Genomic DNA, 13,629 nt, shown 5'->3' on the forward strand with positions numbered 1-13,629 from the left:
CTATTTTTACGCATGAAAAAAGACGCCTTAGTTGGCGCCTTCATCAATACCCTCATTTGAAATGATAGTAATACCCTTTATCTCTATACGCGAAAATATATTACGACCAATTAAGATCGTATTTACTTCGGAATCATTTAATTGTTGATTAATAATATTTTCGTCATAAGCATCGGTTTCAAACTCGTATTCTCCGAGACTATAAGTTGAGACTTTTAACTGAACCATAGAATCCCCCTTCGCATGAAAAAAGACGCCTTAGTTGGCGCCCTCTCTTAATACTTTTGCATGTTCCATTAATCTATTGGCTTCATCGTAATTTTCATTCATAACATTAACGCCAACGTTCATTATTGTCTTTAGATACTCGTCTAGATCAGTATGATTAGGCTGTAATTCAGCGCCGAATACGTGTAAATACTTGCCCCAATCCGACGTTAGTTCACCAGAGTCGTAGAGTCGAAAAAATTCATTCTCTAAAGCAACCGCATTATCCAGTGTAAATACTTCCTTACCGTCGTTTACTAAATCATAAATCTCCTGCGTATCGTACTTTTCCCACGGCAATTTCTCGTCCTTAACTTCTGCGGCAGCTACATCGGCAGTTACTTCGACTGTTTCCTTATCGCTTTTAGCTTCTTCTTTCACTTCTTCAGTTGATTCATTTGCGCAAGCAGTTAACAATAAAAGTAGTACCAGCGTAGTTAGTTTCCGCATCATCCATCACCTTTTTATTTTAATCCTAGCATATTCTACCTATTATTTCACTAATAATTTCCACCTCCGCGTGATTGAATAAAGAACTGAGTTGTTATTTGTGCAGTTATGCGACCTAGGCTATTAGGCGTAATCTCAATAGTATGCCAACCTCGATTTACCTTGCCGCTTGAATCCGTTCCAAGATGGGGAATTAAGTCGATATTCTGTCCGCTAGTTGATGTATGCTGAACTGTATTGCCGTCAACTTTAATCGTTACGCGAGAAGGTGTACTGTTTAGCTTGTAAATTCCGTGCTGTATTTCATGCGTATGATTAGGGAGCGTGAAGTCGTGCGTATGATCCGGAATTGTTACGCTATGCGTATGGTTTGGAATACTGACGTCATGACGGTGGTTAGGAACGTTAAAATCATGTGTGTGAGACGGTATCGAGACGTTGTGTGTGTGGGAGGGAACTGAAACATCATGCGAGTGATTAAACCTCTCCCCCGGTATCTGCACCTCATGCATATGGTTTCCATAGTTCTCCGAACCTATAGCGTTTTGCGGAACACCACTCACTAAGTTAAGTTGCGCAAAGTTTCGCGTACTAGTTGTTGTCTGCGTTCCTCCGCCAGAGCTTGACGTTTGTGAGCTACCACCGCCACTTGCCGTCGATGTACTTACTCCACCACCGCTCGTGCTTGTCGCAGTTGTCCCCCCACCGCTCGAACTCGTGGCCGTTGTCCCTCCGCCACCTTTCGTAGTCGTTGACGTAGCGCCTCCGCCTTCAGTAGCTTTTCCATACGTCCTAAATTCCGATGTTTCAAAAGTCAATTCAAGCTTATTCACACGTACCATTTCCTCCGGCAAGTAAAACCGTATGGTAGCCGGATTATTTGGATCCGCGTTGTCATTATAATCATGTGAGTCTATATTCGTTGCTCCTTGCGCGTAAACTTCGTTAATCTCTTGACGGCGCTCTAAGTCCGCTTGCGTCGTGCCGAGATTCTCCGTCTTGTTTGCGATTTCTAGCTGAATGTCTCCAGGGCTTCCGACCATGTCCGGCTTGCTCTCGCCGACGATTCGCGCTTCAAAAGTGCCGAGGTCCGGATCGACTATGCGTACTATACGACCAACGCGTAGCTTATCGACATCCATGCCCGTCAAGCTCGACAAGTCTACGGCGCTAATCCGATAGCTAACTTTCGGCACGCTCCGCTCATCAAGCAACGCCTGGGCTGATGCTTTTAACGAGTCAATATCCTCGAATCGACGGTCAACCCAAACGTAAGGAATCAGTCCATATTTCGCGATAGATGCTGCGTTCTCCAAGTAAGGACGTCCGTTGTTAGCTTCGCGAATAGTAAGTTGATTGACGCCCTCGCCGTAGCCTTTCGGATAAATACGATTGAGTATGCCCGTCGGATCAATGTCGCGCTGTATCTCGCGCTGATTTTTGCCGAAACGTACTTCGCAAGTTGTCGCGTTAGAAGGTCGCACGAGATTGAGCGTCCAAGGATAAGACGTAGTATCCCACGTCCATTCGTACTGTTCGTCGAAAGGTTGCGCAATAGAAAAAAGAGGACCGAGCAATCCGTTCTCGTCCTCCCATTTATAATGAAAATATCGCGTAAAGTCGCAGCGTCCAAGGCGCCAATGCTTCGTCGTCTGTCGCGCAAGTATATATTCGATATTTTGCTTCGTCGTCCAATTTATCGTCTGATGATACTCGAATAGCACGTCGTCCAAGAGTGTCGCGATAACGTGGTCGCATTCGTACTTGATGGAGTAATTCGACTCTGACTTCGTGGTCTGCGACGGCACAATACGAAAAAGACCGATATACTCGCCGGTTAGGTCGTCGATTATCTCGACATAGTTTAACGGCTGGCATTCGGCATTCTTCGGATCATCTAACGGTAAAATAAAAGAAGCGCCCCAAATTTCGTTGAGACGCTTCTTGTACGATACGCTATATGCATTTTCGAGTATTGCGATAGGTTGGCGCGAACGATTCAGTATTTTAATCGTGGCGAACGCCTCCTTTTAACTTCGTATTTAGTCCGCGAATATAATCGTTCTTTAATTCATAGAAAAAGACGCCCGATGATGGGCGCCTAATGCTGCGCAGTTTGTGAAAATTCTATTCAATCTCTAAATATACTCTAGTATCTTTCTCTATAATAGTTATCTCATTGTCCGAAACACAACCAGCTTCGCAAGAAATGAATACTTCTGCATTTTGATCTAATAATTGTAATTGGTTAATAAGCTCTCTAATGGTCAAAAGTTATCACCTCCTGCGAGTTATTAATTAACCATAAACTGGAACACCAACTATGAATGGCTCTAGCCCATTAGGGTACCTTCTAAATGAATGTTGGTGGTTATTCCTGAAAGTATTATCATCTTTAATATGTTCTAACCATGTACAAGCAGCGTTTATTATTTCTTGACAAAAGATCTCTATATCTATATTTAAAACATTGTCTATTATATTATTATGCATTACCACCCTTGGATTAGGCTCAATAAATATAACTCTGTCATATCGAGAATTTTTATGTCTTGTGCTTCCTTGATGCAAGAATGAACACCTGAAGTAATAACAGTCGTCCGCTGTCATAGAAATTTTGTCACCAACATACTCACTGTACCAGTCCTTGTATTTCCTTCCACTTGTTTGACCATCTTCTGATTGTAAAGCTGCACAAATATCAGGAATGCATAAAGCCATTCCTAAAGATAAATGATAAACTTTTGCATTTAAACCTCTTTCAATTTCATTAAATAAATCTTCCATATAAAATACCCCCTTCTTTTGTCACGTTCATTCGACAAAAAAAGAGGATATCCTTCTTTTATTATTATATATAAAGTAGTGGTGATACATTATATACTGTAAAAAGAATTGATGGAATATATCTTGTTATAATTGACTCACTTGCAATGAACCACTATTATCGACACTAGCTTTATATTTAGTTCCATTAGGCGAAACAAAAGAAAACCCAACGTATCCACTCACGCTAGGTATAGAAACTGCACCAGTTAATCCTGATACATCATTATTTCCTATTTGAATATTTTCGCACGTACTTGTTACTTGAATGCCATACATATTCGCGATTGCAGGAATGATGTTTTCTGCAATTTTTATACTTTTACTACTACTTCCTATAAAAATCCCACTTCGCTCGTTAAGACTTTCTGTACTTGATGCTCCTATTAGATTGGATTGTATTACTCCTCCAACAACCCCTTCATAGTTAATACCAGCACGACCTGTTTCTTTTACCGTATTATTCACTACGGAAAGGTTATTAACTAATTGCGCATAAATCATTTCAAGTTGCATTATCCCACAAGTATTTGAATCAAAATTTACATTTAATGAGTTCCTAACCCAAAGAGCACGGGTTGAGTTATAGAATTTATTACCCTTAATATCTATTGAATCGGTATAATTTAAATATATAATTCCGCCAGAGACATTCAAATCCTTTAGCGTATTATCAACTATTTTTACATTTTCAGTGTAAACTCCCGACACGCCATTGATTGAAATATGAGCTACATCGCCAATAGTTCCCTCGATTATATTCCCTCGTATAATAACCGTACTGCTCTCTTGTGATACTCCCATTTGAACACCATTTATATTCTTAGTGAATTCACTATTCGGTGAGGGAATCGAAACGTTTATCGATCCGAAGCAGTTGCGGAAAGTGTTACTTTCTACAAATACGTTTTTAAACTTGAAAATCCGTAACGCCCTAAACGGACACTCTTCGAACGTATTATTAACAACCGTAATATCAGACGGCCATATATCATGCACCGCCATATGTTGCCCCACGCCGACCGGCCAGCTCGTCGTATTCTCCGTCCCACTCGGACCGAAATAGCAATTGCGTACAGTTACGTTATTTGTCGCAGTACCATCCGGCGCACCAAACGCAGGAAAGCTTCCAGTAGTTGCGATATCAATCTGAATAGCCTCCGCATAGTTACGACTCTGATCTGCTCTATCGCGATAGCCAATAAATTTACAATTGTCGACTAGTACGTCTTTAACGCCTGCTAAATCAAGTGCATGCCCCGCGTATAAATCTTTGAAAGTCACATCGCGTAGAATGATATTTTGCGCATGCGAAACGCTAAAGCCGCTACACTCGAAGTTATAATCGATTAAATTCCCGTCAAATACGCCGCCCTCTATGACGATGTTTCCATTTCCTTCGTATCCATAAAACGTTGCGCCATTGCGCCCGTTCTGAAGAATTGACGCGTTGTGCGACCGTTTGATTACCGCGTTCGGCGACATACGAATATGCGTATTACCATGAACGATTAGTTTTGCCGTCACTTTATAAATCCCCGCCGGCACATATACGCTAACCTGACCGTGCGTTTCTGCGATATCTAGAACAGCCTGTATCGCTGCCGTATCGTCGTTAGTATAATCGCCCACAGCTCCGTAACTTTTCACGTTAATAAAATGCTCCAGTTCGTCTACGCGTGTCTTTAAGTTCGGCGCTACATTTCCATACGTACCTGTTCGCGCCTGCAACGTTTCAGCATCGCTCGTACCGCTTTCTATGACGATATTGTCTAGTTGGCTTTGCACGCTAGTTGCGATCGTTTCAGCGTTGCTTGCTCGTTGAATCGCGCCATCCGATTTCGTTGTCGCGTAATTAGACTTGATGATAGCAGCGTTGCTATTGTCAATTGCTGCGTTTAGCTTCGGGTAAGTCTGGCGCAACGTTTCCGTAGGTAATATCTTTTTCACTTCTGACAATTTATTTCCTCCTTTGCGTAAGACTTATACGTATTTATAAGTTAGACTTTCGCTCATAGTTACGTCCAAGCCAACACCATCTATGCGTATATAATTGACGCCCGGCAATAACTCGATGAATTGTCCGTCCGTTTTTGTTAAATCAGAATTTCCATTAACGAGAACTAAGTATTGCTCGCCGATAACTTCAATTGTCTGCCCTGTCATCGTTCCTAACGTGAATTTGCGACCGTTTGCTGAAACTGATAAATTAATCCCTCGACCTTCTATGCGAAAAGAGAAAGGAATAACGGAAGTCCCATTGTTCACGACCGTGAATGTAGTTGCCTCTGCTATCCTTCTTCCGCTTAGTCCGGTTTCCCAAATAACGTCGCTAATTATAGGCAAGTCACTGCCCCAAACGATATCGTTGCTAGGCACGATAAACTTTGCCATTGGATCATGCGCGATTAACGGCAACGTAAAAAATCCGAGGTTAGCCAGTCGTTCAACCGGCACGCCTCCGCCCACTTTTACGTCATAATATTTATCCGGCTCATCGCCAAAGCGCAACTTGACCGTCTTAGGTCGCCCGTAGTCATCGACAAACAATTTAACAAACTGGCGAATTTGCGCCTTTAAGTCCGTATATGACTGTCGCTTAAATGCGCAGTTTAACTCGAACTGCCTTACGTCCATATAGGCGCCAAAATCATATGCGCCATGTCTGCCCGGCACTGTCATCGTATTTGTGCGAAACGAAGGCAACATCGGTTCGCTTGAATCGAGTATGACCGTTAAGCCTAGCGCTTGCAATTCGTTATCATCTATCCATACGCTTGATTCCACTACCTTTGCCCCCTTCGTCTCTTTTCGTCTTGTGCAACCCGCCAAGAATCGCGCATAAATTGCTCGGTATCATACCCGTTGGCAAGCGTGATATTAGCGCCATCAAACATGCGCTCTAAGTTAAATTGTTGCGTTGTTATTGCCGGCTCGTTGTTAAAGCTCGCCATCATGCCCGCTCCTGCCATGCTCGGTGTGTTATAAGATGAATTAATCGCCGGAATAGCTGCGTTTGCGAGCGTTGATGCTGACTGAGCTACTTGCCGCTTCATAGAGTCGATACCTATCGCTAACCCCTCGCCGGCATATACGCCTAACCTTTTAAGAACGCGTGAAGGCGATTTAATCTGTAGAAATTCTTTAATGCCGGACGGTATAGACCTCGCTATCTCCTCAACTTTACTGCCAATACTTTTCCCCATTTCGCCGATCCCGTCAATTAATCCTTGCATCATGTCTTTACCAATTTGGAACAAGTCTATGTCCTCGAAAATGCTAACGATATTTTCCCATATACTTTGAGCCGTTTCTTTAATAGATTCCCAAGCGCCTTCCCAATCCCCTTCGAGCAAGCGCATTGTTGTTCGGATAATACCCAGGATTACGTCTATCACTGTACTTATTACGGCTTGTATAGCGCCCCAAACGACTTGCACTATAGCTTTTAACGCTGGCCAAACCGTCATAAATATAGTTTTAATACTCCCCATAACCGTCTGTATAATCGTCTGTATTACTAAAAAATGCCCCTTAACTAGTTGCGAAATTGTCGAACCATTTTCGTCCCAAAAGGCTTTTATTTCCCCTAACTTTTCACTGAAAAAGTCTACTATAGCGCCGACAATTGGTATAACTACTTCGTCCTTAATGAACGTTAAGGCTGCACTAAATATTGATTTAATACCTTCCCAAACTTCGTTAACCATTTCGCGGAACCACTCGCAATTGTTATACGCGAGGACTAGCGCTGTTCCTATCGCCGTAATAGCAGCTACGACAAGTAGAATCGGACCAAGTACTGTAGAAAGAGCGCCCCCTATAGCTGGCAGCACTGTACCTAAAGCAGTAAAACCCATTATTAAAGTAGGTAAAAAGCCGATGAGTAGTAACATCCCGCCCGTTATAAGAGTAAGTACTGTTCCTAAAGCAGCAACAACGGCAATAATCGTCTTTGTAGTCTCGTTCAATCCGTTAAACCATTCAACTAACTGTGTTACAGCAGCAACAATAAGTTTTAATGCGGGCAATAACGCATTTCCTATTGATATCGCCGCTCCCTCTAATGCGGACTTAAGAATAATCAACTGCCCTTTAAGGTTGTCGAGTTGTTTTGTCGCAATCTCTTGCGCAGCTCCTCCGCTATTTTCAAGTTGCTTAGTAAAATCTTCGATAGTGCTTTGCCCCGCGTCCATCAATGCCAACATGGCTGCTGATGCCTCAACGCCGGATATTTTCGCGACAGCCGCCAATCGGTCTGCTTCGGTCATACCTTTTGTTGCCTCAGCCATTTCGCCGATAATTTGCGATAAATCCTTCATATTGCCTTGTGAGTCACTTACGCTAATGCCGAGCTGGTCCAGTGCGTCTTTCGCCATCTTGGGCGGTTTAGCTAATCGAATTAGCATCATACGCAAACTTGTTCCTGCTTGGTCTGCTTGTATACCGGCATTTCCGAGAATACCCGCAGCCGCAGCCATCCCTTCAAGTGATTGACCTGATGATTTGGCGACAGGTGCTACGTATTTCATAGTTTGACCAAGCATTTCTAACGTTGTATTTGAGCTAGTAAATGCTTCCGTCAATACGTCTGCAACTCGACCAGTATCTTCAGCCCTAATGCCGAACCCTGTTAATATGTTTGAGACGATGTCAGCAGTTCTTCCGAGATCAATTTGTCCTGCTGCCGCTGTATCTAAAAGTCCAGGCATTGCGGCTAAAATATCATTGGTCTCATAGCCAGCCATTGCTAAAAATTGCATGCCTTCTGCCGCCTGTGTAGCGCTAAAGCTTGTTGTTGCCCCAAGCCTTTCAGCTTCAGCCGTTAATAGTTGCATCTGCTCAGCACTAGCTCCGGATAGCGCACCGACACGGCTAATTGCGGACTCGAAATCCATTGCCGTTTTTACTGCTGCGCCAAATCCCGCCGCTGCTACCACGCCCAGCCCCGTTACAGCAGCACCAACCATTCCGACCGTTTGCATTGCCTGTTCGTTTGTTCTGGCGAAATCCCTAACGCCTGTTGAGGCTGTTCGGAGAGCTGTCCGCAAAGCCGTAATATCAGCTCCAATACGAACCGTTAAACCACTAAGCATCTAGTTTCCTCCTTTCTTTGAAAAGTCGAACTGCGATAACCATTCCACCGTTTCTTCCGCTTTTTTTGCCTTTTTCTTTAACGTCTCCTCTTTTACGCCTTCTTCAGGACGCTTGAACAGATCAGAAGCCTTCGGTCGTTTTGCACGGTGCGCAGCTTCGTTCATAATCGCGATACTAGCTTGACGCTCATATTCGTCATAACGAGACTCTTGCTCAGCAATTAACATCAAGTCATACTCTTTAGGCGTTAAATTTAAGACTGCATCGGGTGTTAGTCGGAAGAACCGCCATCCGTTTCTGATGATCCGTTCGTAGTTAAAATCTCGTTCATTTGTTTGAATGCTTCCGGATTCTTGGCCTTCAAGTTCCTGACTACCTTCGCGAAGAAAAAACTATCGAGTACCACCTCGTTTATCGTGTTGTAAATATAAGTTAAGTCGACTAATCCGGAATCAAACGCTGTTTCAATGGCAGCATCTACTTGCGCAAGTGAATAGTTTTCTCCGGTATGGAAAAGTGCTGCATGAATCACATGTGAAAATGTAGTCAAAGAGCCGCTCATTGCCGCCTCGATAAACCCTAACGACCCACCTTCGAAGAGTCCTTCTAAGTGCTTAACTGATTTGTAAGTAATTTTCAGCTCATGTTCCTTTTCGCCGATAGTAAATAATGTCATATATAAAACCCCTTTTTCGGTTTATTTTCATAAGTAAAAAGACGAGCAAATAGCCCGCCTTATTCTGCGCCAACTGGCACTTCTGTTAATGTCTCTTCTGTGACCTCTCCGTTTAACATTCCGGATAATGTGTATGTCGCAAATTCAGCATTTCCGAAGGAACGCTCAAAAGATGAAATCATGTAATTTCCTATTTCCGCTTTCTTGGTGCGGGTATTAATCTCATAGATTTCAACGAATTTCTTCTGTCTAATAGCTTTTTTAATGTAATCAATAAACGGATCACCTTCTGTCAAAATTCCCTCCAAGGAAATTTCTTGCGTAGAGTTTCCGTAGTCACTTCCCGTTTTGTCCTTCGTGTTTAGATCAATGGAGTCTGTCGACATATTAGACGATCCGCTTGTTTGGTTAAAAGGCTTTACCAACGTATCGCCAGTTGTCTCATCTTCCATTGTTATCGCGAATACAAATTCCTCGCCGCGAAATTCAATCCCCATTTATTCGTCCCCCTTATATTGTTGCGATCACTTCAACGTCGAAGTAAACGCGATGATAACTAGATTTGTCGCTTATATCTTCAGGTGTAATCGGAACCTCTCCCGTAACGAGCGCATAAAAATAGCCCAGCTTTTCGCCAGGCGTAGTTGCGTTAAGTAATTCAATTTTGTCTTTGATTAGCGAGCCTTTAACCGCGTCTTGAAGTAGCGACCTTTCTCGTATAGATGTCGTATATAAACCGACTTGCCATCGATAGGTCGTTTCAAAGCGCCTAGACTTCGAAATGTTTTCGTTGTTATTCTGCATCTGCTCAACCGTTAACAACGGGCGTTCTGCTGGCAATTTAACACCATCATAAAGCCAAACCGTTTTAATGCCGGTCGATGCTTCTAAGTGTGTACGTAGTGAATGCGTTAAATTAAACTGCAACTACTCACCGCCCTTCGCTTAATCGCTCTGCTATTTTTTCGCGAAATGGCGTTCTGTTATCCCATACTGCTTTTCGCGTAAAGCCTTTCTTCGTCCGATGTTCGTACTCTTGTCGTAACGCATAAGGCAAATCAGAACCTATCGTCCAAGACGTTTCGGATTCCTTTTTCGGACTTGACGCAAGTGAGTTCTTGAGTCTGCCGGTATCAACTGGCGCATTAGCTGCGGACTCATTTGCTATCTTCCTCGCGTAAGTTTCCGTAATACGTCCAATGTCGCGAGCAATTTCAGCGTCATCCAACTGACTTAGTACCTCGTTCAAACCGCTAACCGAAATGTTAAATGGCTGCCTACTCATGTCTCTAACCTCCCGACCATTTCGACGCGATTTCTTTCGCCTATGCCCTTTTTATCTTTCGCTAAAATCGTATAGTTCCGTCCTTCGTAATTGACGATGTTTAAATGAGGATATTCTGCGATAACGCTGTCGATATTAACCGAAAACCATATATCGCCTTTTTCTACTTCAATACCGTTAGATAGATATCGGTCTACTTGTGATTGCGATGCGATTTCCGTTACAACTGCGTTTGTATAAATCTCGCCATGACCACCGCCAATTGGCTCGCCCGTAATCGGATCAGTCTCGCCTTCTAGCACATAAAAAAGAGTCACCGGATGCTCCCGATGACTTACTATTTCTTTTCGCGTTTCTTTCATAAATTCTATATCTTCCGGAGTGAGCAACGCGTTCAACTCCTTTCTACAAATAACGCTCGTCAAGCACATACGTTAAGTAGCTCGAGCAGCCCGGATGCGGCATGTATATTCCGCTATCAGTCGGCTTAAATATGCCGGCACCTTGCCCATAGCGGTCTTGTCGCGCTAATTGATAGCATCGATGCGAACTGTGATGACGGTGCCTGTGTCCGTTGTCCGTAATCTTAACCCATTCGACTACATCGCTATTTTTCGCGCTTTGTGCCGACGCAACTCGATAAGCCGTATTGCCTTCCGTTACGACTAAACGCTTAATCTTCCAAGTTTCATTTTCATGTACTTCGCGAATGTGAGCGATCATAGCGCTGACGGATTCACCGCGAATAATGTCCGCACGTAGTACCTTCGACAGCTCATCGCGCATGTCACCGCTTAGTCGCCAAATGCGGTCGGATAAAATCAATCCGTCGTCTCCATAGCGCTTGACTACGTAATTAAATACGTTCGTGTTAATGCGCTCAAGCTCCGCCTTGGCAATTGCGCCTGTACCAACTACGCCAACAATAGCGCCGCTAAATCCTGCCGTTCCTTTTTCGGCTGTTTCGCGAATTATTTCCTCAATTGAAGTCGTTCCATATTCGCGCAATAACTTCTCAATGCCATTAAGCTCCCGTAGCAAACGCGATAACCGCTGTTTCTTAATAATGCCGTCTTTATCAGCAAACTCCGCAAGCAAGTCCGCTAAGTCGCCCCGAATGCGTCCGATTTCTTTAATGGCGTATGCGACTTGCTTATCGTTAAGTTTGCCGTATTGCATGGCGAGCTTTTCTAGCTGTGCGTCGAGTTTATCCTGGTTATTCATCGGCAGTCTGCCCTTCCTACATGCGATTGGCTAGCTCCATTTCCTCGCTTATATTTTCGATATTGTTTTCGAGACTCTTTCGCTAGTTGCATATAGTTATCGTAGACATTCGATTTATCAACCGATTCCTCTCCGTCTGTATACTTAAAGTAGTGTGCAGCATTTGACGCAATTACTTCGTACCCTATAGAGAGCGCAAGATATAAAACTGCATTTTCGTTTTCTTCTTCCGTTATCCCTGATTCAGCAACAGCTTCGGCAACCCAATCGACAATATCAGCCGAAGTGACGCCCGGAACATTATTTAAACGCGTAGCTAATCGTTCTGACACCGCCATTGGCATCACCTCCGTTATTTTGCTTTAGTTTTAGGCTTAGTTTTCGGTTTAACTGGCGCTTCTTTTTCTTCTGCCTCTTCTACTTTCTTATCTAGCGACTGTACAAAAGGCTTTGACTTTTCTAGCGCTGCAATTACCTTTTCATCATTCGTAACAAGTACACCTTCTCCGTTAAATAAAGCGTAAACTCCGTCTCGATTATATTCATAGTTTGGGATAGCTTTAAACTTCGCTACTTTCACTAGCTTCAACTCCTTAAAGAAAAGACACCTGCATGGCGCCCTTAATTATGCGATAGTTTTAGAGATTCCTGTTAATACTGCGATAGATTCTTTTGCGTTCTTGATTTCGAATCCTAGTTCACCTCGGATAACGCGCGCAAAATTATCAGCACCAGGATTAGTTGCATCTTGATCGTAAAATCCTTGTAGGTAACGGGCTTTGATGTTATTAATATCTACCATTAAAGCACGGTCTTTCGGCATATTCTGGTCAACTACAACGCTTGAAACTGTACCGCCAGGTAAATCACTCATGAATGACATGATTTGGTGTCCGACAGTACCTTCGCCGCGAGTTGTACGGATTGTATCACTAGCTAACTTCGTAATTTGACGAGCAACGTTCGGCGCACATACGATAGTGTCAACACGTCCACCACGCTTGAAAGTCTCCTCAATAGCGTCATTTAATTTCTTCGCGTTAATTTCTTCGCCACCCATATCAAACTTCGCAGAACCTTGCTCTTGCGCGAATGCAAATAAACCGCCAGTTGTACGTGGGTTAGATTCGCCAGCACCCGCATACTTACGGCCGTAAATCAAAGTGTTATTAACTTCGCGAATCATTTCTTGTAAACGTAAGTTAACTTGGTAATCTAGTTCGTTCGATACGCCGTATGTGTTAACTTGTTGTTGTGTACGAGATACTTTCGCAAAACGAGAGAAGATTTGTGAATAGTTATAGGATAATACTCTGTCATTAATTTCGTTATGGCGGTACGCTTCTTCACCTTCAGGGCGTGGGCGAGCAATAACTTTTAATTCAGCATTTGCTTCGATTGCTTCTGGCTCAGTTGCGTCGTACCCACGTTGAACAGTGATTGAGTCACCATTAACCGCAGTTACTTTTAATACTTCTAATTCGTTTTGCACAAGTGCGTTAATTGTGAACTTTGCCCCGTCACCTTCTTTTAATTCGATAGTAGTCGCGTCAACAGCCGCTGCTGCATTTGCTTCCCCAGTAACGCTATTTAAATAATCGTTTTGCCATTCAAATTTAGATTGAGTCAATGCATCTCCTGTACCGATTAAACCGAAAAGAACTGGCGCTTTAGTTAAGATTAAATCTACGTTCGCTTGCATTTGACGAACTTGTTGTTGGAAATCATAAGTAGTTGCTACATTCATTTTTCATATCCCCTTTGAATTGTTTTTTTTGTAATTAAAAAAGCCGCTTATTGGCGA

The 13,629-nt window shown here is 43.2% G+C and carries 18 protein-coding genes; all 18 read right to left on the reverse strand.

What is annotated here, in order from left to right:
- Positions 1–27: 27 nt before the first annotated feature.
- The 18 genes from LCM23_RS17030 to LCM23_RS17115 all read right to left on the reverse strand — a co-directional run bounded on the left by LCM23_RS17030 (position 28) and on the right by LCM23_RS17115 (position 13,572).
- On the reverse strand, positions 28–228 hold the full coding sequence (locus tag LCM23_RS17030) for a hypothetical protein (RefSeq protein WP_224938021.1): 201 nt from the start codon (positions 226–228) through the stop codon (positions 28–30).
- Positions 229–258: 30 nt separating this feature from the next.
- Positions 259–684 carry a hypothetical protein gene (locus tag LCM23_RS17035; RefSeq protein WP_224938022.1) on the reverse strand — a complete coding sequence of 142 codons (426 nt, stop codon included), beginning with the start codon at positions 682–684 and terminating at the stop codon, positions 259–261.
- 83 nt (positions 685–767) lie between these two features.
- Entirely contained in the window at positions 768–2,729 is a 1,962-nt protein-coding gene (locus tag LCM23_RS17040; RefSeq protein WP_318247541.1) for a phage tail spike protein, read from the reverse strand.
- Between the two features lie 115 nt (positions 2,730–2,844).
- Positions 2,845–2,988, reverse strand: a complete 144-nt coding sequence (locus tag LCM23_RS17045; protein ID WP_224938023.1) for a hypothetical protein — start codon at positions 2,986–2,988, stop codon at positions 2,845–2,847.
- Positions 2,989–3,015: 27 nt separating this feature from the next.
- A complete protein-coding gene (locus LCM23_RS17050; RefSeq protein WP_224938024.1) occupies positions 3,016–3,504 on the reverse strand; it encodes a hypothetical protein in 489 nt (162 codons plus the stop codon).
- A gap of 126 nt (positions 3,505–3,630) precedes the next feature.
- Positions 3,631–5,493, reverse strand: coding sequence for a right-handed parallel beta-helix repeat-containing protein (locus tag LCM23_RS17055; protein ID WP_224938116.1), 1,863 nt, complete (start codon positions 5,491–5,493; stop codon positions 3,631–3,633).
- A gap of 33 nt (positions 5,494–5,526) precedes the next feature.
- On the reverse strand, positions 5,527–6,330 hold the full coding sequence (locus LCM23_RS17060; protein ID WP_224938025.1) for a phage tail domain-containing protein: 804 nt from the start codon (positions 6,328–6,330) through the stop codon (positions 5,527–5,529).
- On the reverse strand, positions 6,330–8,483 hold the full coding sequence (locus LCM23_RS17065; RefSeq protein WP_224938026.1) for a phage tail tape measure protein: 2,154 nt from the start codon (positions 8,481–8,483) through the stop codon (positions 6,330–6,332). The genes LCM23_RS17060 and LCM23_RS17065 overlap by 1 nt, the downstream gene beginning before the upstream one ends.
- A 156-nt stretch (positions 8,484–8,639) precedes the next feature.
- Positions 8,640–8,867, reverse strand: a complete 228-nt coding sequence (locus LCM23_RS17070) for a hypothetical protein (protein WP_224938027.1) — start codon at positions 8,865–8,867, stop codon at positions 8,640–8,642.
- Between the two features lie 44 nt (positions 8,868–8,911).
- Positions 8,912–9,316, reverse strand: a complete 405-nt coding sequence (locus LCM23_RS17075; RefSeq protein ID WP_224938028.1) for a tail assembly chaperone — start codon at positions 9,314–9,316, stop codon at positions 8,912–8,914.
- Between the two features lie 59 nt (positions 9,317–9,375).
- Positions 9,376–9,813 (reverse strand): phage major tail protein, TP901-1 family, encoded by a 438-nt coding sequence (locus LCM23_RS17080; protein ID WP_224938029.1) that lies wholly within the window; start codon positions 9,811–9,813, stop codon positions 9,376–9,378.
- 13 nt (positions 9,814–9,826) lie between these two features.
- Positions 9,827–10,243, reverse strand: coding sequence for a hypothetical protein (locus LCM23_RS17085; RefSeq protein WP_224938030.1), 417 nt, complete (start codon positions 10,241–10,243; stop codon positions 9,827–9,829).
- A gap of 4 nt (positions 10,244–10,247) precedes the next feature.
- A complete protein-coding gene (locus LCM23_RS17090; RefSeq protein ID WP_224938031.1) occupies positions 10,248–10,601 on the reverse strand; it encodes an HK97 gp10 family phage protein in 354 nt (117 codons plus the stop codon).
- Positions 10,598–10,990, reverse strand: coding sequence for a hypothetical protein (locus LCM23_RS17095; protein ID WP_224938032.1), 393 nt, complete (start codon positions 10,988–10,990; stop codon positions 10,598–10,600). The genes LCM23_RS17090 and LCM23_RS17095 overlap by 4 nt, the downstream gene beginning before the upstream one ends.
- A 16-nt stretch (positions 10,991–11,006) precedes the next feature.
- On the reverse strand, positions 11,007–11,825 hold the full coding sequence (locus LCM23_RS17100; protein WP_224938033.1) for a structural protein: 819 nt from the start codon (positions 11,823–11,825) through the stop codon (positions 11,007–11,009).
- On the reverse strand, positions 11,822–12,163 hold the full coding sequence (locus LCM23_RS17105) for a hypothetical protein (RefSeq protein WP_224938034.1): 342 nt from the start codon (positions 12,161–12,163) through the stop codon (positions 11,822–11,824). Before LCM23_RS17105 ends, LCM23_RS17100 begins: the two co-directional genes overlap by 4 nt.
- A 14-nt stretch (positions 12,164–12,177) precedes the next feature.
- The gene (locus LCM23_RS17110; protein WP_224938035.1) at positions 12,178–12,405 is read right to left on the reverse strand and encodes a hypothetical protein; all 228 of its coding nucleotides are present in this window, start codon (positions 12,403–12,405) and stop codon (positions 12,178–12,180) included.
- A 45-nt stretch (positions 12,406–12,450) separates the two neighbouring features.
- The gene (locus LCM23_RS17115; protein ID WP_224938036.1) at positions 12,451–13,572 is read right to left on the reverse strand and encodes an SU10 major capsid protein; all 1,122 of its coding nucleotides are present in this window, start codon (positions 13,570–13,572) and stop codon (positions 12,451–12,453) included.
- Between the last annotated feature and the right edge of the window lie 57 nt (positions 13,573–13,629).

This window comes from Cytobacillus kochii, assembly GCF_020171845.1.
Lineage (GTDB): Bacteria > Bacillota > Bacilli > Bacillales > Cytobacillaceae > Cytobacillus > Cytobacillus kochii.